This window comes from Streptomyces sp. 71268, from assembly GCF_029392895.1.
In the GTDB taxonomy this organism is placed as follows: Bacteria; Actinomycetota; Actinomycetes; order Streptomycetales; family Streptomycetaceae; genus Streptomyces.
Genome location: NZ_CP114200.1, coordinates 3,256,616 through 3,276,517, shown reverse-complemented (window position 1 = coordinate 3,276,517; position 19,902 = coordinate 3,256,616). Strand labels below are relative to the sequence as shown.

Genomic DNA, 19,902 nt, shown 5'->3' with positions numbered 1-19,902 from the left:
CGCACCCCGCGGCCCCGGGCGCGCCTCGCACCGCCCCCGGTCCGCACACCACGACCCGGCCGGGCCCGGCCGCCGCCCTCGACGGGGGGCGGCATCCACCGGGCCCGGCCGGGTCGCGTCGTACGCCGCCCGGGCCGGCCCCGGCCCGGACCCCGCGTCGGGCGCTCGCGCCCGCTACGCGCCCTCGTCCCAGAACGGCGGCTCCGGCTCGGGCTCCTCGTCCGGCCAGTCGTAGAGCGACTCGGCTGCCGCCGCGCGGGGCCCCGCGCCACTCCCGGTCGGGCCGGTGGCCGGGCCGCCCGCCGTCCGGCCACCGCGCGGAGCCGCCGCGCGCCCGGTCCGGGCCGGCGCCCCGGCCCCCGCCCCGGCGCTGTCACCGGCACCACCGTCCGCACCGGCACCGGCACCGGCACTGGCACCAGCGCCGCCGCCGGCCGGGAGGGTGCCGTCGGCACGCAGCTCGGCCAGCACGTCGAGGATCGGCTGCCCGTACTTGGCCAGCTTGTTCTCGCCGACGCCGGAGATCGTGCCCAGCTCGCCGAGCGTGCTCGGGGCGCTCGCGGCGATCTCCTGCAGCGTCGCGTTCTGGAAGATCACGTACGCCGGGACGCCCTGCTCCTTGGCGATCGCCGTCCGCCAGGTCCGCAGCCGCTCGAAGACCGGCACCAACGGCTCCGGCAGGTCCACCGCCGCCGCCCGCCGCGAGCCGCCGCCACCGCCCTTGGCCTCGGCCCTGGGCGCGCGCTTGGCCGGCTCCGGGTCGCGCCGCAGTGGCACCTTGCGCTGGCCGCCGAGCACGTCACCGCTGGTGTCGGTGAGCACCAGCGTGCCGTACTCGCCCTCGACCGCCAGCAGTCGCTGGGCCAGCAACTGCCGTGCCACGCCCCGCCACTCGGCCTCGCGCAGGTCGGCGCCGATGCCGAAGACCGACAGCGCGTCGTGGTCGTGCTGGATCACCTTGGCGGTCTTCTTGCCGAGCAGGATGTCCACGATCTGCCCGACGCCGAACTTCTGTCGCCGCTCGCGTTGCAACCGCACGATCGTGGACAGGAACTTCTGCGCGGCGACCGTGCCGTCCCAGGAGTCGGGCGGGGTCAGACAGGTGTCGCAGTTGCCGCACGGCGTGGACTTCTGCCCGAAGTAGGCCAGCAGGTGCACCCGGCGGCACTCGACCGTCTCGCACAGCGCGAGCATCGCGTCCAGGTGGCTGCCGAGCCGGCGCCGGTGGGCGGCGTCGCCCTCGGAGCCGTCGATCATCTTCCGCTGCTGGACCACGTCCTGGTACCCGTAGGCGAGCCAGGCCGTGGACGGCAGCCCGTCGCGCCCGGCGCGGCCGGTCTCCTGGTAGTAGCCCTCGACGGACTTGGGCAGGTCGAGGTGGGCGACGAACCGCACGTCCGGCTTGTCGATGCCCATCCCGAACGCGATGGTGGCGACCATGACCACGCCGTCCTCGCGCAGGAACCTGGCCTGGTTGGCGGCGCGCACCCGCGCGTCGAGCCCCGCGTGGTACGGCAGCGCGTCGATGCCGCTGCGCACCAGGAACTCGGCGGTCTTCTCGACCGAGCCGCGCGAGAGGCAGTAGACGATGCCCGCGTCGCCCGGGTGCTCGCTCCGCAGCAGCGCCAGGAGCTGCTTCTTCGGCTCGTTCTTCGGCGCGATGCGGTACTGGATGTTGGGCCGGTCGAAGCTGGCCACGAAGTGCCGGGCGTCCTTGAGGTTCAGCCGTACGGCGATCTCCTCGTGGGTGGCCTCGGTGGCCGTCGCGGTCAGCGCGATGCGCGGCACCGTGGGCCAGCGCTCGTGCAGGGCGGACAGGGCCAGGTAGTCGGGCCGGAAGTCGTGGCCCCACTGGGCGACGCAGTGCGCCTCGTCGATCGCGAACAGCGAGATCTGGCCACGGTCGAGCAGCCGCAGCGTGGACTCCGTACGCAGCCGCTCGGGGGCCAGGTAGAGCAGGTCGATCTCGCCGGCGAGGAACGACGCCTCGACCACCTGCCGCTCCTCGAAGTCCTGCGTGGAGTTGAGGAAGCCGGCGCGCACGCCGAGCGCGCGCAACGCGTCGACCTGGTCCTGCATGAGGGCGATCAGCGGCGAGACGACCACGCCGACGCCGCCGCGCACGAGCGCGGGGATCTGGTAGCACAGCGACTTTCCGCCACCGGTCGGCATCAGCACGAGCGCGTCGCCGCCGCCGACGACGTGCTCGATGATCTCCTCCTGCTGGCCGCGGAAGGCGTCGTAGCCGAAGACCCGACGCAGCGTGCGCACGGCCGCCGACTCGTCCCCGCCGTCCCCCGCGCCCACGGACCCGGCCGTCGCGCGATCTCTGTCCGCCTGCCCCGCGGCCGGCGCGGCGGCGGCGCCCGTGGGGCCGCCGGAGCCGCCGGACGGGCCGGGCGAGCCGGGGGCGTCGGTCGCGTCGAGGGCCTCGGACGCCGCGGAGACGTCGCCGAGGTCGTGATCGAGGGGAGGGGGAGTCATTCGGCAATTCTATGGGGGCCCGCGACGCCCCGTACGGGCCGTTCCCGGCACGGGAGATCATCGGGCCGACCCCGCCCGCTGGCGCACGCCCGGCGCGCGGGCCACGCCGCCGCGTACGCCGGGCCGGCCGGGGAGCCGGCGCGGGTGGTGGGCCCGGTTCAGCGCTCGGCGAACCGCTGGCTCACCGCGTCGAAGACCTCCCGGGCCGCGCGGCCGAGGTGCGGGCCGGCGAGCCAGGTGTGCGCGGTGGAACCGATCGCGCTGTTGGAGACCAGCATGGTGACCCCGTCCCGGCTCACGAACCAGCCACCGCCGGAGGCCCCGCCGGTCATCGTGCAGCCGACGCGGTACAGGGCGGGCGCGCCACCCGCGGCGGCCAGGCGCCCGGGCGGGCCGGCACAGCGGAACATCCGCGCCCCGTCGTACGGCGGCGCCGCCGGGTAACCGTACGCGCTGACCCCGCTGATCCGCCCGGCGGGCGGCGCCCCGAACCAGATCGGGATCGCCGCGCCCACCGTCTCCTCCAGCGAGGCCCCGCCCCGCTCGGGCCGCACGTGCAGCACGGCGAAGTCGTACGCCGAACCCCGCTCGTCCCCCGTACCGCCGTACCGCAGCCACCCGTCCGAGGTCTGCGACCAGTCGGCCCACCACACCCCGTACGGGCTGACCTGCGCCGGCGGCGCGTCGGCCAGTCGCTCGGCGGGGTGGCCCCGGTCGTTGTACGCGGGCACGAACACGATGTTGCGCATCCAGGTGCCCCGCGCCCCGCCGTGCACGCAGTGGCCGGCGGTCCACACCAGGTTGGACGCGCCCGGGTGCGCCGGGTCCCGCACCACGGTGCCCGAGCAGACCGTGGGCCCCTCCGGGCGGTCGAAGAAGACCTTGCCGACCGGCGCCATGTTCCGGTGGTACGGGCGCGGCACCTGGCGCGCCGGCACCGGCTCCGGCACCCGGTCGGTGCCACCCCGGGCGCCGCCGGCGGTCGCGTGCGGGGGCTGTCGCGCCCGGGCCATCCGGTCGGGCTGCCACAGCTCGTCGGCCGGTGGCCGCGCGAACGCGCCCCCACGGGAGCCACCGCCCGCGCCGTCCCCGCCCCGTCCGTCGCCGTCGCGGCCCGCCCCGACGCGCCCGGGCCCGGCGCCGTCGGGCGATGCCCGATCGGGCCGGGGCGACGGTTGCGGGGTGTCGTCGGGGGGCCGCTGGCCGGAGGTGGCCGACGGGGTGGCCGACGGGGCGCCCGCCCGGTCCTCACCGCCGACCGTGCAGGCGCCGAGCGCCAGCGCGACCGCCGCCACCGCAGCGACGACCGCGGCCCGTACCGATCGCATGACACGGCCCCCCGTTCCCTCGGTACGGCGCCCGCCGCGCCCCGCCCGCCTCCGATCCTGCCCACTCGCCCGCCACCCGCACCCCACGGCAACCCGGTACCGCGCTTTGGCGAATTGGCGACTTGTTGCGTCGGCGGATGGGGACAGGGCGGTGGCTTGGGGACGTGACGGGGAGGTCCGGGCGGATCGAAGGATCGAAGGGTTGCAGTCTTGAAGGATCGAAGGGTGGTGGATCGGGGGAGGCGGGGCGCGGCGGATCGGCCGTACGGAACGCCCGCCGGCCCCTCGCCCGACCCGCCGACTCGTCGCCCGGCTCCCCAGCTCTCGGCTCGTCGTCCCGGACGTCCCGGTCCTAGACCCAGGCCCGCATCACGTGGCCGCCCGCCTCCCGCAGCGCCTCGGCCGCCGCGCTGTCCGGCGCGTACCGCCGGGCCAGGTCGCTGAAGGACGCGTTCACCGTCTCCGCGAAGCCCCAGGAGCGGAGGCGGTCGGCGAGTTCGGCGGGGTCGAAGGAGCTGTGGAAGGGCTCGCCCTGCCGCGCGGCCCACTCCGCCCGCCGCTCGTGCAGGGCGCGCTGCTCGGGGCTCAGGGCGCTCGCGGGCTCGCCGTAGTCGAAGACCACCTCCGTGCCGGCCGGCAGCGACGCGATGAAGCCGAACGTGGCGGCGATCGCCTCGGCCGTCAGGTACGGCACGACGCCCAGGCACATGAAGAACGCCGGCCGCTCGGCGTCGAACCCGGCCGCCGCGAGACCCTCGGCCAGGTTGGACGCCTCGAAGTCGATGGGGGCGAACGTCAGCTCGTCGGGCACCGTGATCCCGGCGTCCAGCAGTCGCCGGCGCTTCCACTCGTGCGTGGCCGGGTGGTCGACCTCGAAGACCCGCACCCCGGAGGCCGCGTGCGGATTGCGGTACCCGAACGTGTCGAGCCCGGCCCCGAGCACGACGACCTGCCGCACGGCGCGCTCGCGCACCGCGTCGGCCAACGCGTCCTCGGCACAGCGCGAGCGCGCGGCGACGCTCACCCGCAGCGGCTCGCGGCCCGGTTCGAAGGCCATCGCGCACAGCGGGTCGTCGGCGTAGTCACCCAGGATCGCCACCGCGAACGGGTCGGCGAAGACGGCCCCGCCGTCCAACTCCTGGTGCGCCGCCCGCAGCGCGGCGGCGCCCCGAGCGGTGAGACTCGGCTGCCCAACCTGCATGAAGTCCTCCCACGTGGTGGTAACCGGACATCCCATCGTGACAGCGGCCGGCGCGCGGTCGCCACGACGCCATCAGACCAGACCACTGCGGCACCGGGCGACGGTTAGGGGGTCGAACGCCCAGGACAGGGACGGTCGTTGGCCGACGGGTAGGGGCGAGAGCGGGTACGGGTGCGCCGACCGCTGGCCCCCTCGGGCGAAGCCCACTCGCAGCCCACCGCACGCACCGCCTGGCGCACCGCCGTACCTCAGCGTCGTGCGCGTCAGCGTCGTACGCGTCGCAGCACGCGTCGCCCGGCGCGGTCGCGGGTGCGTGGGCCGCTGTCGGGGGAATCCGGACCGCCCGGGATGTGTTGAAGCCCAGGAACGGTCCGCCACCGATCTGGCGACCAGCGCCGCACGGGAGGGCCGATGGCCATCGTGGAGACCACGCCGGACGGCGCGGCGAGCCAGCGCGTGACCGAGGCCCCGCGCGACCGTGGCGACGCGTGCTTCCCCGCCCGCTCGCGGGCCAGGATGCGGGCACGGGGCGAGGTGGCCGACCGGGCCGGCGGGTGGACCGGGTGACCGAGACGCCCGACCTGTGGCACCACTACGGCCGCGGGCGCGCGACCTCGGAACGCGCCGTTCCGGCCGCCTTCCACTGGACCTGGGACCAGGGGCGGGGCCAGGACGCCGGACCGGGGGCGGAGGTGCTGGGCGACCTGACCGGGCTGTACGTGGCCGACCTGGGGGCCGGGTCCGCGCGGCACGCCGCTCATCTGGCGCACCACCACCGGCCCGCCCGCGTCGACGCGGTGGACGCCTCCGCCGCCCAACACGCCCTGGCCACCGACCTGTACGCCCACCTCGCGCCACGGCTGTGCCTCGTCCACGCCGACGTGGTGGCCCGGTTGCGCGCGACGCCCGCCGCGTACGACGTGCTCTACAGCGTCTTCGGCGCGCTCGACTTCACCGATCCGCGCGACCTGCTGCCCGTGGCAGCGGCGGCCCTGCGCCCCGGCGGGCGGCTGGTGTTCGCCACCCTGGCTCGGCACGTCACCGGCGAGCCGGCCGCGGCCGAACTCGTGCCGGCGCGCGTTCCGGCCCGTACGCCCGACGGGCGGCCGGCCACCCTGTTCCGCTGGGTGCTCCGCCCGTACCGGTGGGCGACGCTGCTGGAGGTGGCGGGGCTGGTCGACGTCGCGGTGGAGTCGCTCCCGTCCGCCGGGCAGGGCCCGTCCGCCGTCGACACCCTGCTGGTGAGCGCCGCGCGCCCGCGCCGCGCGACCCGCTGACCTCTCCCGCCCCGGCTAACCACGCCCCTGAGTCGGCCCCGGGGCGATCTCCGCTATCAGGTCCTCGACCAGGGTCCTGATCGCGTCCCGGATCGGGCGGACGGCCTCGATGCCCTGGCCGGCGGGGTCGTCCAGTGTCCAGTCCAGGTAGCGCTTGCCGGGGAAGACCGGGCAGGCGTCGCCGCAGCCCATCGTGACGCAGACGTCGGAGGCCCGGACCGCGTCCACGGTCAGCACCTTGGGGGTTTCGGCGGAGATGTCGACGCCTACCTCGCGCATGGCCTCGACGGCGGCGGGGTGCACGGCCGTGCTGGGGCGCGAGCCGGCCGAGCGGACCTCCACCCGGTCTCCGGCCAGGTGGGTCAGCCAGGCGGCGGCCATCTGCGACCGGCCGGCGTTGTGCACGCAGACGAACAGGACGGAGGGCTTCTCGGGCATGGGGGCTCTCTTTCTGGACTCGCGACGGAACGCGAGCGACGACGGGCGTGGCCGGTGTCGCGGGTGTCGCGGGCGTCATCGGCCTCGTGGGCGTGGTGGCCGACAGCGCCCGGCGGCCTCGGTGCCCCGCTGCCGCGAGGCGCCAACGACGGCGATGGCGACGGCGATGGCATCAGCGGCTACTGATGTGAAAGTATCAGCCCATGATGACGTCAGTCGACACTGATCTGATGCGGGTGCTGGCCGACCCGCTCAGGCTGCGAATCGTGACCCTCCTGGCCCGCGAGACGCTGTGCACGACGCACCTGGTGGCGGAGACCGGAGCCCGGCAGACGAACCTCTCCAACCATCTGCGCGTGCTGCGCGAGGCGGGGGTGGTGGACACCGAGCCGTGTGGCCGGTTCACCTACTACCGGCTGCGGCCCGAGCGCCTCGCCCAACTCGCGGGTCACTTCGCCGAGCTGGCCGAATCCGCCCGTGCCGCCGCCGACAACAAGCGAGCCTGCCCGTGAACCGCGCCGCACCGGTCGACGTCGTGTCGCCGTCAGCGGGTCAGGAGACCTCGGTCGTCGCGAAGCTCTCCACCCTCGACCGCTTCCTGGCCGTGTGGATCGTGCTGGCCATGGCCCTCGGGCTGGGGCTCGGGCGGGCGGTCCCGGGGTTGGACGACGCGCTCGCCAAGGTCGAGATCGGCGGGGTCTCGCTGCCGATCGCCGTGGGCCTGCTGGTCATGATGTACCCGGTCCTGGCCAAGGTCCGCTACGACCGGCTGGACGCGGTCACCGGCGACCGGCGGCTGATGGTCTCCTCGCTGGTGATCAACTGGCTCGTGGGGCCCGCGGTCATGTTCGCGCTGGCCTGGATCTTCCTGCCCGACCTGCCCGAGTACCGGACCGGCCTGATCATCGTCGGCCTCGCCCGCTGCATCGCCATGGTCATCATCTGGAACGACCTGGCCTGCGGCGACCGGGAGGCCGCCGCCGTGCTGGTGGCGCTGAACTCCGTCTTCCAGGTCATCGCCTTCGGCCTGCTGGGCTGGCTCTACCTGGACCTGCTGCCGGGCTGGCTCGGCCTGGGCGACGGCGAGCACCTCGACATCTCGATGTGGAAGATCGCCCTCAACGTGCTGGTCTTCCTCGGTGTCCCGCTGCTGGCCGGCTTCCTCACCCGTCACCTGGGCGAGCGGCGCATGGGGCGCGAGTCGTACGAGGCCCGCGTGCTGCCCGCGATCGGGCCGTGGGCGCTGTACGGGCTGCTGTTCACGATCGTGATCCTGTTCGCCCTCCAGGGGGAGACGATCACCTCCCAACCGCTGGACGTGGCCCGGATCGCGGTGCCGCTGCTGGTGTACTTCGCGCTGATGTGGGCCGGCAGCTTCCTGCTGGGCAAGGCGATCGGGCTGGCGTACGACCGGACCGTGACGCTGGCGTTCACCGCCGCCGGCAACAACTTCGAGCTCGCCATCGCCGTCGCCATCGCCACCTTCGGCGTCACCTCGGGCCAGGCCCTCTCCGGCGTCGTCGGCCCGCTGATCGAGGTGCCCGTCCTGATCGGCCTGGTGTACGTCTCCCTCGCCTGGCGGGCGAAGTTCGCCCCCACGGCGCAGGTCACGGCGGCCGAGCGCTGAGGTGGCCGAGCGTTGAGGTGGCCGAGTGCTGATCAGGCACGGCCCAGGCCGCGTCTGGCCCGGCCCCGGGGACGGCCGCCCCGGGGCCGGGCCGGACGCCCGCGCCACCCCGGGCGTCAGCGAGGCGCCTCCGCCCCCTCAGGCCCGGTCGCCTCGTCCGGCCCGCCAGACCCGTCCGTCCCGCTCGCGCTGCCGGCCCCGCCCGTCCCGTCGGGTTCGCCGCCCCCGCCACCCGGTGCGCCGCCGGGATCAGGAGCGGCGGAGGGGCAGGGGGCGAACGCGCCGCGGTGCACCGTCTTGTCGCCCGTGACGTCGAAGTGCGCGGCGAAGCGGGTCCGGCCGAGCATGTCGGCGGTGTTGCCGCACACCGGGGTCGGCCGGCCCGTGGCGAACCGGTGCCGGTCGTCGAGGTCGAAGGCGTGCGGGTGCCCCTCCAGGGTGCCTCGGTAGACGGCCGTCTGGCCGTAGTCCTCGCACCCGTCCTCCAGGGGCAGCTTGAACGCCCGTACCGTGAGCGCGGAGAAGTTCACGTACCCGATCTTGCGCGCGATCTCCGGGTGCGAGACGGGCACCGGGCACCGGTCGATGACCCGCACGTCGGCGCAGCCCGAACGGGCCATGAGGCGGCGGAAGTCCCGTTCGTACAGCGCGCCGCTCAGACACTCGCCCAGCAGTTCCGGGTCCTCCATGAGGGACGCGGGGATGCGCCGGTCGGCGAAGATCTCGCAGAAGTGCAACTCGCCGCCGGGCCGCAGGACGCGGAAGATCTCCTCGAACAGGCGCGGCTTGTAGGGGGAGAGGTTGACCACGCGGTTGGCGACCACCACGTCCACGGAGCCGTCCGCGATGCCCGCCGTGCTGAGGTCCTCCAGGTAGCCGTTGCGGAAGTCGACGTTGGCGTAGCCGAACCGTTCGGCGTGGTGGCCCAGGTGCCGGCGAGCCACCTCCAGTTGGTCCTCCGCCATGTCCACCCCGATCACCCGCCCGGTGGGTCCGGTGAGTTGGGCCAGCACGTAGGCGTCGCGCCCGCTCCCGCACCCCAGGTCGAGCACCGTGGCGCCGGTGAGGGCCGCGGGGATCGGTGAGCCGCGCCCGTGGAACCGGTCCACCACCTCCCCGTGCACCCGCCGCAGGGCCGCCGCGACGTGCGGCGGGGGCGGCGCCGTGCGGCAGCCGGGTGCGGAGCGGCCCGCGGGGGACGGAGGGTTCCCGCCGCCGCACTCCTGGACGTACGCGGCCGTGGTGGTCGACATGGCTCTCCTCGAACGCGGCAGCGGCCCCTGCCTGGTGGACGGGGCCCGACGGATCCGTACGTGACGACACTTTTACGCTCCGTACACACCTGAGGGCGTGGCGACGGGTCGGAGAGGCCGCGGGGCCCCACCGAGCGTTGACCGTCGCCGCGGCGCGGAGACCTCCGCCTCACACCCCAACGGCGCGCCCCAATGTTGACAGGTGTCGAATAAGCCCGCCTAGCGGACCGGCCACCTCGTCCCCGGGCAAGGGGACAACCAGCCACTTGGCCGCCCCTGGCGGGCCGCCCACCCGCCCCGCCTCCACACCCCCCGACCGGGTGGGCGACCCCGCCAGGGAGCGTGGAGGACATGTGAAGGTCGGGCGTTATCGTCTGCACGTCACCCACATCTGGGCTGGCCTGAGTGGGCGAACGGGAGGGGCGGGGCGTCGATGGGGAAGAAGATCGAGGAACTCGACGTACAGGTCGACGAGCTGGCGCTGTCGCTGGTCGGATGGCAGGTCGAGAACGTACGCGCGCGGCTCGTGACGGAGAGCTTCGACGGCACCCACTTCCAGGAGATCGCCGTGTCGGGCACGGCCCGCTTCCTGCGCGAGGACTGGACCGACCGCTTCTCGGCGGACGAGGACGACGACTACCCGCCCACGCTGCTGCTCGGGTTGAGCCCGGTGGAACGGCCCGAAGCGGTCAGCTACACGCCCGCCCTGCTGGAGACGATCAGGAAGGCCGGCAAGCGGCCGGTGCGCTTCTCCCAGACCAGCAGCACCTGGGAGACCTCCCAGCGCGTGGGGCCCGAGCAGATCGCGCTCCAGGTGACCTCCTTCGACGTCGGCGAGACCGACCTCGACCTGACCTGGCCCGGGACGAGGAGCAAGCCGCTGCCCGTCGAGCTGATGGACGAGACGGTCCACGAGGCCGTGCGGCTCAGGCCCACCACCTGTGACGCCACGATCGTCGGCGCCAAGGACGAGGCGACCCTTCAGGTGCGCGTCGGCGGGTTCGCGGAGTTCACAACGGCCAGGGAACTGCTGACCGACCTCGTCGCCATGGAGCCCTGGCGCGGCGAGGCCCCCGAGGACGAGAGCGACGTCGAGGACGAGTGCCCCTTCGAGGTCCCGCTGCCCGCGCTCGCCGTCGAGGTGCTGGACGACAGCGACTTCCTGCTCGACAAGCGCGAGACGCCGCTGTACGGGCGGGTGCCGGTCGGCGAGGGCGGCGCGGTGCCGTCGCGTCAGCCGCGCTGGATCGTCCAACTCCCCTTCCACCTGGACGACCTGTCCGGCAAGCCCACCCGCGTCGTGGTCCGCGTCCTGGACGCGGAGGACCTGTGACCGCCCTGCCGACGGCCGTCGCCGCCCTGCGCGACACCCTCGTACGCGAACACCGGCAGGCGCCCGGACTCTTCCGCGAGATCGCCCGGATGGAAGGGTTGCTGGCCGACACCTACCGGGACCGGGTGCCGTACGAACTGCTCCAGAACTCCGACGACGCCGGCGCCCGCACCGTACTCGTCGAGGACCTGGGGGACGGCCGGTTCCGCTGGGCCAACGACGGACGCCCGCTGGACGCGGCGGACGTCGAAGCGCTGTGCCGCAGCGCCAACTCCACCAAGACGCGCGGTGGCGACTCGATCGGCTACCGGGGGATCGGCTTCAAGTCGCTGGCGGCCATCGCCCACCGGATCGACGTCCAGTCGGCGGGCGTGCGCTTCGCGTTCGACCGGGCGGCCGCCGCGGCGCTGCTCGGCGAGGCCGACGCGAGCGCGGTGCCGCTGATCCGGATACCCACCGAGGTGCACGCCGACGCGCCGGTCGCCGGCGTCACGTTCACCGTCACCTGCGGCCGGCGACCTGGCGACCCGCCGACCCCGTCGGGCGGCGCGGCGACTCCGCCGGCCAGCACGGGGGCCCCGTCGGGCAGCACGGCGTCCCCCGGGGCGATCGACCCGCTCAGCGCGCTGTTCCTCCGCAACGTGACGCGCGTCCGCACCCCCGCGACGACGGGGCCGGCGTCGGGAACGGGCGCCGGAAGCGCCGGCGCGGGCCAAGGAGCCCCGGCGGCCCCGCAGGACATCCACATCGAACGCGACGCCGCGCGGGTCGTGCTCCGCGTCGACGGCGCCGAGGCGGCGTTCGCCCTGCTGCGCCACGGTACGGCGACCGTCGCGGTGCCCCTCGACGCCCGCGCCCTCGCCATGACCGGCGTACGGGGCCGGCTGGCCTGTTTCCTGCCGCTCCAGGACGAGGTGGGGCTGCCGGTCATCGTCTCCGGCGACCTCCTCACCGACCCTTCCCGCACCCACGCGGTGACGGCGGACGCGTCGACCCGCCAGGTCCTGGCCGACGCGGCCCACGCCATCGCGCGGCGGCTGCGCACACCGGGTGACCCGACGTTCGAGCGGCTGTGGCAGTTGGTCCTGGACGGCGAGGACCTGCGCGGCGTGCTGATCTCCGGCACGGCCTCCGCCGGCAAGCTCCTCGTCTCCGCGCTGCGCGAGGAGATGACCGCCCACCGCCCGCCGTTCGCCCACTCCCCGCTCCCGCTGGAGCCACCGGACGTGCGGGTCATCTTCCCCGACGGCGCCCCACAGGCCCTGTACGCGTCGCACCACCAGTCCGCCGCCCGGGCGCTGAAGGCGGTGCTCGGCCTGCGGAGCGTCGACTTTACGGCCACCCTCGCCGACCTGGACCCCACCCTGCTGTCCGACCCGCTCCGCGCGCGCCTGGCCGCCCACTTCCAGGAACTGGCCCGCACCCACGGCCGCCGGCTCACCGAGACCGAGAGCCGACTCGTCCAGGAGGCCAGCCCCCGGGAAGAGTCGCCCACCGCCCCGCCGCCCACGGTCCCGCCGCCCACCGAGGAAATCCGCGTCACGAAGGCGGCCCCCGCCGCGGACAACTCCCTGGCGTCCGTACTGAAACGGTGGCGGGCGGCCGAACTGGCGACGAAGGAGTACCTCAACCACCTCGGCTGGACGCTCCGCGACGTCAGCGCCCAGAACGTCGGCTACGACCTGGAGGGCACCGACCCACGCGGCGAGCCGGTACGCGTCGAGGTCAAGAAGGTGGACCGACCCGACGCCCGGTTCGCCATGACCAACAACGAGATGTCCCTCATGCTGACGCAGCCAGGCGGCTACCTCCTGGCCATCGTCGTCGGCGACGGCCGCCACGCCCAACTCCTCCTCCTCGACCCCTCCCAGGCCGACCTCCCCAAGGAACGCGTCTGCCGCCGCTGGGACTGGGAGTTCACCGACTGGTCCCGGTTCGCGAGGGTGGCGGGGTGAGCGTGGGCTTGAAGGAGCCGCCGCCCTGGGGGCCCGGCCCCCGGGCGGCGATCGGCGACCGTGCGGTGGCCGGTGATCACGTGCGCCGGGTGTCGCGGGGCGTTGCGAAGCTGGCTGGCTGATCGCCGCCGTTGGTGTCAGGCGCCGGATCCGGCGTGATGTTTCGCCGTTTTCGCAGGCCAGCCGCTTGACACAGGCTAGCTCGTCTCAGTCGCCGTGGTAGAGGCGAACTGGATCGATCAGCTGGATGGCGGGGTCGTTCTCGGCGAGGTGGCGCAGTTCAGGTGTGAAGCCGGTGCCGCTGTAGCACTGCAGCCGGGTGACGTCGGTGGCGGTGCCGCGCGCGGTGAGGAGAGCACGGATGTGCTGGAGACGTTCGAGGTGGCTCTTTCCCATGACGTCGTTCCATTTGGCTTCGCCGATGGCGAGCAGCGTTTCGCGGCCGCTGTCCGTCTCGCCATGGACCGCGACGTCGACCTCGTGGCTGGTCTTCGCGGCAGGATCGTTGACGGTCCCGCTGGCGACCCTTGTGACCTGCCCGCCATGGGTTGCGGGGGATGCGTGCCAGCGGGCCCATTCGCGGCAGACCTGTTCGAAGTGCGGGCCGACGACCTTGCTGCGGAAGGTGGACTGGGCGCGGCGCCAGACGGCGGGGGCGCGCCCGGGGCGCTCCAAGTCGCCCCAGGCGGGGCGCATGACCGAGTGGTAGAAGGCGATGAGAGGTTCGGCGATGCGGTAGGCGGAGCGGTTGCGGCGGAAGGCGTCGGCCTCGTGGGTGATCATGCCGACGTCCTGGAGGACGCTGAGCGGGTGGGCGAGGTCGGTGGACTTGCGGCCGAGGTAGTCGGCGATGCCGCCGCGTGCGGTGTTTCCGGCGGCGATGGCGGCCAGGACGGAGTGGTAGAGCGCGGTGTCGTGGAGTTCGGGTTCCTCTGCGAGCAGGTAGCGGGCCTCGCGGAAGAGCGGACGGGCGGGATTGAGGACGGCGCGGGTGACCCAGGCGTCGAAGTCGTCGGGTCCGGCGGGGGTGTCGCCCTGGGTGAACTCGCGGCGGTAGGCGGGGGTGCCGCCGACGATGGCGTGGGTGAGCAGTGCGGTGCGCGGGTCGGTGATCTCCCAGAACTCGGCGGCGAGGCGGAAGTCCAGGGTGGAGACGACGAGTTCCAGGCCGGCGCGGCCGCGCAGCGGGGCGTTGCCGGCGAGGAGTCCGCCCATGAAGGACAGGGCGGAGCCGCATAGCAGGAGCCGCACAGGGGTGTTGGTGTGCTGGGCGGCGGGGTCGAGGGCGCGCTGGATGATCGAGGGGAGCGCGGGGGAGGCCTTGGCGAGGAAGGGGAACTCGTCGATGACCGCGATGGTGGGGCCACCCCTGTCGGCGATGCGCATGAGCTCGGTGACGGCCTCGTCCCAGTGGGCGAAGCGGAACGGGGTGGGCTGGTCGCGATGGCGGGCGAGGGCTTCGCCGAACTGGCGCAGGGCGTCGGTTTCGGTGGTCTCGGTGGCGGTGAACATGAAGCCGCCGCTTGCACGAGTGACGGCGTCCAGGAGGAAGGTCTTGCCCTGGCGGCGGCGGCCGGAGACCACGCCGAGGGTGGCGCGCGGGCTGGGCAGGGCGGCGAAGCGGGTCAGCTCGGCCCACTCGAAGTCGCGGTCGAACATCTCGGCGGGTTTGTCCACGGCACCTCCATATGGATAGGTGCGCTTATTATATCTGGACTTATTCGAGAGTGCTTAGCGCGTCCGGCGTCGGCCAGGGCGCGCGCCGCATCGGCGGGCTGCCAGTCGCGGTGTCACACCGCGTGCAGTTCCCCACTGCATGCCGCCAGTACCGCGCGACCCATGCCCGCCTCGGGAGCGGGCGGCGGCCCGCCCCTGAGCGGCTTCGCGACGCGCCGTGTCGGTGGGCGGGATGGCACACACCGTGTCCATGGCCTCGTCGAGCAGGTCGGCAACGGTCCGCGGGCCGCGCGGACGCGGCACGACTCATTGGCGGTGCTGCATTTCTGTGAGGATCCAGCGATTTGTGCTTGATCCGCCGACTGTTCAAGCCGCTCTAGCATTTTCTTCGCCCGGCTCACGTCTTTGTGTGCCATTGGCACCGGGCTTGCGTCCGGGTAGCCTGCCGCTAGCCATGCGGACCCGGGCTGAAGTGCTGGGTCTGACAGCAACCCGCCATTGACCATGCGAACGAGCATGTAGCTCAGACGACACGTCGATTGACAGGGTTCCCCATTACTTGTGGCGGTATCGGCGCGTGCTTGGGCTGGTGCTGCTTCTGAGACGTGACGTGAGACAGGAAATGATTCATTCGTTCATCGCGCACACGAGTCCGGGGCGGAGCAGAGTATTCGCCCTTGTCAAAGGCTCCCGCGACGAGTTGGAGGCGGTGACCACACTGGGAGCGGGTGATCTCCATCTGACCGGGGAACTGGTCGATGCGCTCAACTGCTTCCTGGCCGACCGCGACGAGACTGCTCTCGGGTCGGTGCTGGATCGAGTCCCGAAGCCTGTGCGCATGGCCGCGCAGCGATATCTCAAGGACAAGTGCGCACCGGTGCCTGGAGCCTTCACCGGTTTCGGCCCGATCGATGTAGTTCGCCCTGCTGTCTACTTCAGCGACATCGATGATGAACTCGAGGAGTACCTTGAGGGCGCGTACATGATCGGGCTCGGCATTCGCATGTCGAACGAGCGCGGCAGCGATGGAGACGTCGATTGGGTCTTGCAATTGCTCAGCGACGAGGTCTCCGTGCCAGCCAGCGCCGAGCCTCGCACGTGGGCGCTTCCCGCAGAAGCGAAGCTCCTGCAGACCTGGACGAGTAAGCGGCTGACTGGCGGCATCGGCCCCGTTCGTAGCGCGCTCAATGTGGCGGAGGATGCGAGCGCCGAGGGGCGTTGGGTAAGGATCCATACGTTGCTTCACAGCGACCGTGATGTCGATTTCGAGGGCAACGGATCCTCGGAATTCGTCGTCGACGTCTTCGATGCGCCCATCCCGCTGCAACACTTGGATGAGTAGGCCAGCCGTACTACCGCGCCCAACGGCCGTTGGGCGCGGTAGTACGGCTGGCACCGTCGCGGGAGGCCGGCGCGGTTCAGCGAGCAGGTCCTGCGGGCTGCCTACCTTCGACCTCCAAAGCCCGCACAGTGGCTGAGTCGGCGTCGGGCCTGCCGCTGACTACGACGTCGCTCAACATCGCCCCAAAGTGCCAGGGCAGTAGTACCTCGCAGGGCGTGACGAAACTGCTCAAAGCCTCTGCGGCTTGGTAGACGCGAAGTTGCCCGGAGTCACTTATCGTGTCGTTTCCGCCTCGTTCCCAGCAGGTACGAAACGACCCTCCGCGGCACTCGCGGAGGGTCGATGTGTCCCATTACCTGGCACGTTCTGGTGCCCCCGGCAGGATTCGAACCTGCGACACCCGCTTTAGGAGAGCGGTGCTCTATCCCCTGAGCTACGGAGGCGGGGCTTGCGTGTCCCCGTTGGTCTCGGGCCGAGAGTGCGGGCGCCACGCGGTTGGGCCGTCGGTGAGGGCGGCCCAGGACAGGGTAGCGGATGGGGGTGCCGGCGCGGTGGGGCGGGCCGTGAGGGGAGGCAGGCGCCTGTTGGTGCGCGTGCCGCTCGCGCACCCGTACGCCCCCGGCTAACCCCCGAACTGCCAGGTCACCGTGTCGTTCGCGGCGAGCAGGGAGAACAGGACGACCAGGTCGGCGACGCCCAGGGTGAGGCCGAGGAAGGCGCGGCCCTTGCGGTGGGTGCCGCGGAGGAGGGCGAGGGTGGCCAGGGCGATGGCGCACGGGCCGAAGACCAGGTTGAAGACGAGCAGGCCGACGAGACCGAGTACGAAGGCGGCCACCGCCATGCCGTCGGCGTCGCGTGGGCGGTCGGCGTGTCGGGTGGTGGTGGTCGGTGCGGTGGTCGTCGGTGGGGTGGCGGCGCTGGAGGCGGAGTGGCTGGAGCCGGAGTGGGGGGTGGGGCGGTTGTCGGCCGGGCTGGTGGTGGTCCGCTGGTGGTCTCGGGTGAGGACACCCATGGTGAACTCCTCTCGCTTCAGGGGCGGTCAGTGCTGCCTGGCGCGCGTGCGGCGTTCGCGGAGGGAGAAGACGAGCAGCCAGCCGGCGATGGCGGTGGCCGCGATGAGGAAGACCGGCAGCGAGGTGTGGGCTGCCGCGCCGACCACGAGGCTCATGAGGAGGAAGAGTGCGACGAGGAAAAGCATGGGACGGCCTTTCTCGGTCGGGGTCGGTGTCTGAGGTCAGAGTCGGTGGTCCAGGGGCGGAGGTGGGCGCGGTCCGGGTGACCGACGAGGCCGGTGTGGCCGGTGTGCGGTCAGGGAAAGCGCGCACCATGGTTCAGTGAACATTTGGAATGACGACTGTTCACTGACTTCAGTGTACGGTGGCCAAAGCGGGAGAACGGTTGTTTACTGAATGACATGAGTCACACGGTCGGGGTCAGGCAGGCCCAGAAGCAGAAGACCCGGCAGGCACTCCTGGACGCGGGGTTGCGGCTGCTTGAGGAGCAGAGTCTGAGCAGCCTCGGCCTGCGCGAGGTGACCCGCCTGGTGGGCGTGGCGCCGGCCGCCTTCTACCGGCACTTCCGTGACATGGCCGACCTCGGAGTGGCGCTGGTGGAGGAGGCGTTGGGCAGCCTGCACGACATGATCCGCGCCATACTCGCCGAGCAGAACGGCGACGAGGAACGGATCGAGGGCACCGTCGACGCGGTGGCGCGTCACGTGCGCGCGTACCCCGCCCACGTACGGTTCATCGCGCGCGAGCGGCACGGCGGGGTACGCCCCGTACGGGAGGCCATCGCGGCGGAGTTGGGCCGCTTCGTCGACGAGGTGGCCGCCGCGTTCGCCCTCCAACTGGAGGCGGACGGTTGGAGCGCCGAGGACATTCGGATGCTGGCCGAGTTGTACGTGGACCACATGGTGATGACCGCCGCGGCGTTCCTTGAGGCGGCCCCGGACCGTTCCGCCGCCGCGGACGCCGACGCCTCCGACGACCCCGCCGAGGCCGATCGCGCGGCGGCTGCCGCGGAGGCCAGGATCGCCGCCACCGCCCGCAGCCAGCTGCGCATCATCAGTCTGGGGCGGCAGCATTGGCGTGATGCGTGACGTCTGGTGCATGGTGCGTGACGTCCGACGCTGACGTCTGATGTCTGACGTCTGGCGCGTAGTGCGTGGTGATGGGGGCTCAACTCGTCGCGCCGCGGCGGGTGATCCTGATGGCGTAGTCGCCGCTGCGGGTGTGGTCGGTGACGGTGATGCTGACGCGTACGCCGTGCCGGTTGTCGGTGAAGGTCTGACCCGGCGTGAACGTCGCGTCGCTGAGGCCCGCGTGCACGTTGGGGAGCCGGGTGCAGCCCTGCGCGCCGGCGGTCGGCCCGTTGGGCGGGGGCGCGGCCCCGGGCGGCCGATGGGGGTGGCGCGGATCGGTGCCGTGCGTGCTGTCCATGACGGTGACCGGGCCCTGCCCCGAGTCCTTATGGACGTCGACCCAGTAGATGAGGACGCCCGGTCGGCACACGGCGGCGTCGTTGCCCCCGCGCATCCGCGCCTCCATGACGTACCCGCCACGGCGCGACACGGGGAGGAAGACCACCTTCGTGCCGCCGGGGCGGGCGAGCGGGGTCAGGGTGTGCCGGGATATTCCGGCTCGGGCGGTCGCGTCGGGACTCTCGGTAGCGCACGCGACCTGCCGCGCGCCGAGCCAGCCCAGCTTCCACTTGTGCCAGCCGAGTATGTCGTTGTTGGCGCCCCAGTCTTCCGACATCAGGTCCCAGTGCCCGGCGCGGTCCGCGCCCGACGCCGTGTAGAGGTCGGGCAGGCCGAAGGAGTGGTTGTTCTCGTGCGGCAGCACGCGGTAGCCGGTCTCGCGCAGGCTGCCGGTGCCGTCGTCCTGGCGGCTGTAGACGAACGAGACGTTGGACAGGCGCACGCCGTCGGCGCGCGGCGCGCGATCGTTGTCCGCGAACGTCACCGAGAGCACCGTGTGCGCCGCCGGCGGCCCCGCGTTCGGCGTGACCAGGACGTTGACCAGGTCGTATCGCCCGAAGTCCACACGCTCGTCGGCCGCGGCCACGATGTCCTTGAGCAGCCGCTGATAACCGGGCTCGTACGGGCTGCCGCGGTCGATGCCGTACGCGGTGAAGGGGCGCGGCATCCGGAGCCAGTGGCGGATCGGTGTGGCGGGCCGGTAGTCGAGCCGCCCGTACGAACCGCGGGTGAACCAGCGTGAGGTCTGCGGGAAGAACTCCGCGAACCGCTGTCGCGCCGTGCCCTCGCCGGGCGTGTCCGGGAAGTCGATCATGAGGGTGAGCGCGTGCACCGTGCCTGTGCTGCGCGCGTAGCCGTCCTTGGTCGGTATGCCCTCGGACAGGTGGGCGTCGCCGTGTGTCGACAGGGTGCAGGGGAGGTCGGCGGCGTCGGCGCCGGTGGTGTCGGCTTCGGGGTCGTTCTGGCCGTCGGGGCGCGGGTCCGTCTGGCCGCGCCCCGTGGCCGCGCCGTCGGGCCCGGTCCGGGTCGTCGCGCCGTCTCCGTTCCCGGTCCTGTCCGTGTCCCCGTTCACGTTCCCGTTTCTGTCCGTGTCGCCGTCCCCGTCCCCGTCTGTCGGTCGCTCGTCGCGTCGGCCGGTGAGGTTGTCGCCCGTTCCGCTCTCGTGTGAGCGGGTGTCGGCCTGGTCGGACGCGGTGCTGTCCCACTCGGCCGGGGCCGGTGGGTGGTCCGGGGGCGCGGCGGTCGGGTCGTCGGTGGCCGTGGGTGCCACAGATATGAGGGCGACGAAGGCGGCGGCCGCGACGAGCGCGACACGGGGCGCCCTGCGGTCTCGTACTCGTCCCTGACCCGCAGATATGTGACCCGAGCGGGCGGGTTTCCGGGCCCGGGGGGTTGCCGGTGTGGCGGGGCGAGCGGGGGAGGCCGGCGTGCGCGGGTTGGCCTGCGCCTGGTGCGGAGTCTGGAAGGTCCGGGGTGTCCGCGACGTTCGGGGTGCCTGGGCGGGG

At 72.9% G+C, this 19,902-nt stretch carries 17 protein-coding genes and 1 tRNA gene; 8 read left to right on the top strand and 10 right to left on the bottom strand.

Annotation, left to right across the window (positions count from 1 at the left end; translation table 11 throughout):
* Positions 1-174: 174 nt before the first annotated feature.
* From recQ to OYE22_RS12240, 3 genes are all read right to left on the bottom strand, one after another.
* Positions 175-2,484, bottom strand: coding sequence for a DNA helicase RecQ (gene recQ / locus OYE22_RS12250; protein WP_277320450.1), 2,310 nt, complete (start codon positions 2,482-2,484; stop codon positions 175-177).
* Between the two features lie 158 nt (positions 2,485-2,642).
* Complete coding sequence (locus tag OYE22_RS12245) at positions 2,643-3,812, bottom strand: hypothetical protein (protein WP_277320449.1); 1,170 nt, start codon at positions 3,810-3,812, stop codon at positions 2,643-2,645.
* Positions 3,813-4,164: 352 nt separating this feature from the next.
* Positions 4,165-5,013 carry an SAM-dependent methyltransferase gene (locus tag OYE22_RS12240; protein ID WP_277320448.1) on the bottom strand — a complete coding sequence of 283 codons (849 nt, stop codon included), beginning with the start codon at positions 5,011-5,013 and terminating at the stop codon, positions 4,165-4,167.
* Between the two features lie 411 nt (positions 5,014-5,424).
* On the opposite strand from OYE22_RS12240, the gene OYE22_RS12235 reads away from it, so the two are divergent.
* Positions 5,425-5,580 (top strand): hypothetical protein, encoded by a 156-nt coding sequence (locus tag OYE22_RS12235; RefSeq protein ID WP_277320447.1) that lies wholly within the window; start codon positions 5,425-5,427, stop codon positions 5,578-5,580.
* Positions 5,577-6,290, top strand: coding sequence for a class I SAM-dependent methyltransferase (locus OYE22_RS12230; RefSeq protein WP_277320446.1), 714 nt, complete (start codon positions 5,577-5,579; stop codon positions 6,288-6,290). The genes OYE22_RS12235 and OYE22_RS12230 overlap by 4 nt, the downstream gene beginning before the upstream one ends.
* A 15-nt stretch (positions 6,291-6,305) precedes the next feature.
* On the opposite strand, the gene OYE22_RS12225 is transcribed toward OYE22_RS12230, so the two are convergent.
* Positions 6,306-6,728: an arsenate reductase ArsC gene (locus OYE22_RS12225; protein ID WP_277320445.1), complete on the bottom strand. Its 423-nt coding sequence runs from the start codon at positions 6,726-6,728 to the stop codon at positions 6,306-6,308.
* Positions 6,729-6,931: 203 nt separating this feature from the next.
* Here OYE22_RS12225 and OYE22_RS12220 point away from each other — a divergent pair, with 203 nt between their 5' ends.
* A complete protein-coding gene (locus OYE22_RS12220) occupies positions 6,932-7,240 on the top strand; it encodes a metalloregulator ArsR/SmtB family transcription factor (RefSeq protein ID WP_277320444.1) in 309 nt (102 codons plus the stop codon).
* Positions 7,237-8,355 (top strand): ACR3 family arsenite efflux transporter, encoded by a 1,119-nt coding sequence (gene arsB, locus OYE22_RS12215; protein ID WP_277320443.1) that lies wholly within the window; start codon positions 7,237-7,239, stop codon positions 8,353-8,355. Before OYE22_RS12220 ends, arsB begins: the two co-directional genes overlap by 4 nt.
* Before the next feature lie 116 nt (positions 8,356-8,471).
* On the opposite strand, the gene OYE22_RS12210 is transcribed toward arsB, so the two are convergent.
* Positions 8,472-9,608 (bottom strand): methyltransferase domain-containing protein, encoded by a 1,137-nt coding sequence (locus OYE22_RS12210; protein WP_277320442.1) that lies wholly within the window; start codon positions 9,606-9,608, stop codon positions 8,472-8,474.
* A gap of 433 nt (positions 9,609-10,041) precedes the next feature.
* On the opposite strand from OYE22_RS12210, the gene OYE22_RS12205 reads away from it, so the two are divergent.
* Both OYE22_RS12205 and OYE22_RS12200 read left to right on the top strand, forming a co-directional pair.
* On the top strand, positions 10,042-10,941 hold the full coding sequence (locus tag OYE22_RS12205; RefSeq protein WP_277320441.1) for a hypothetical protein: 900 nt from the start codon (positions 10,042-10,044) through the stop codon (positions 10,939-10,941).
* The gene (locus tag OYE22_RS12200) at positions 10,938-12,896 is read left to right on the top strand and encodes a DUF3883 domain-containing protein (protein WP_277320440.1); all 1,959 of its coding nucleotides are present in this window, start codon (positions 10,938-10,940) and stop codon (positions 12,894-12,896) included. Before OYE22_RS12205 ends, OYE22_RS12200 begins: the two co-directional genes overlap by 4 nt.
* A 207-nt stretch (positions 12,897-13,103) precedes the next feature.
* On the opposite strand, the gene OYE22_RS12195 is transcribed toward OYE22_RS12200, so the two are convergent.
* Positions 13,104-14,573: an ATP-binding protein gene (locus tag OYE22_RS12195; protein ID WP_277320439.1), complete on the bottom strand. Its 1,470-nt coding sequence runs from the start codon at positions 14,571-14,573 to the stop codon at positions 13,104-13,106.
* A gap of 709 nt (positions 14,574-15,282) precedes the next feature.
* Here OYE22_RS12195 and OYE22_RS12190 point away from each other — a divergent pair.
* Positions 15,283-15,915 (top strand): hypothetical protein, encoded by a 633-nt coding sequence (locus OYE22_RS12190; protein ID WP_277320438.1) that lies wholly within the window; start codon positions 15,283-15,285, stop codon positions 15,913-15,915.
* A gap of 367 nt (positions 15,916-16,282) precedes the next feature.
* Here OYE22_RS12190 and OYE22_RS12185 read toward each other — a convergent pair.
* From OYE22_RS12185 to OYE22_RS12175, 3 genes are all read right to left on the bottom strand, one after another.
* Positions 16,283-16,358, bottom strand: a tRNA-Arg gene (locus tag OYE22_RS12185).
* 179 nt (positions 16,359-16,537) lie between these two features.
* Positions 16,538-16,927, bottom strand: a complete 390-nt coding sequence (locus OYE22_RS12180) for a DUF4190 domain-containing protein (protein WP_277320437.1) — start codon at positions 16,925-16,927, stop codon at positions 16,538-16,540.
* Between the two features lie 27 nt (positions 16,928-16,954).
* Positions 16,955-17,113: a hypothetical protein gene (locus tag OYE22_RS12175; protein ID WP_277320436.1), complete on the bottom strand. Its 159-nt coding sequence runs from the start codon at positions 17,111-17,113 to the stop codon at positions 16,955-16,957.
* A gap of 216 nt (positions 17,114-17,329) precedes the next feature.
* Between OYE22_RS12175 and OYE22_RS12170 the strand changes: the two genes are divergently transcribed.
* Entirely contained in the window at positions 17,330-18,016 is a 687-nt protein-coding gene (locus OYE22_RS12170) for a TetR family transcriptional regulator (protein WP_277320435.1), read from the top strand.
* 79 nt (positions 18,017-18,095) lie between these two features.
* Here the strand turns inward: OYE22_RS12170 and OYE22_RS12165 are convergent, their stop codons facing one another.
* Positions 18,096-19,667 carry a M6 family metalloprotease domain-containing protein gene (locus OYE22_RS12165; RefSeq protein WP_277320434.1) on the bottom strand — a complete coding sequence of 524 codons (1,572 nt, stop codon included), beginning with the start codon at positions 19,665-19,667 and terminating at the stop codon, positions 18,096-18,098.
* Between the last annotated feature and the right edge of the window lie 235 nt (positions 19,668-19,902).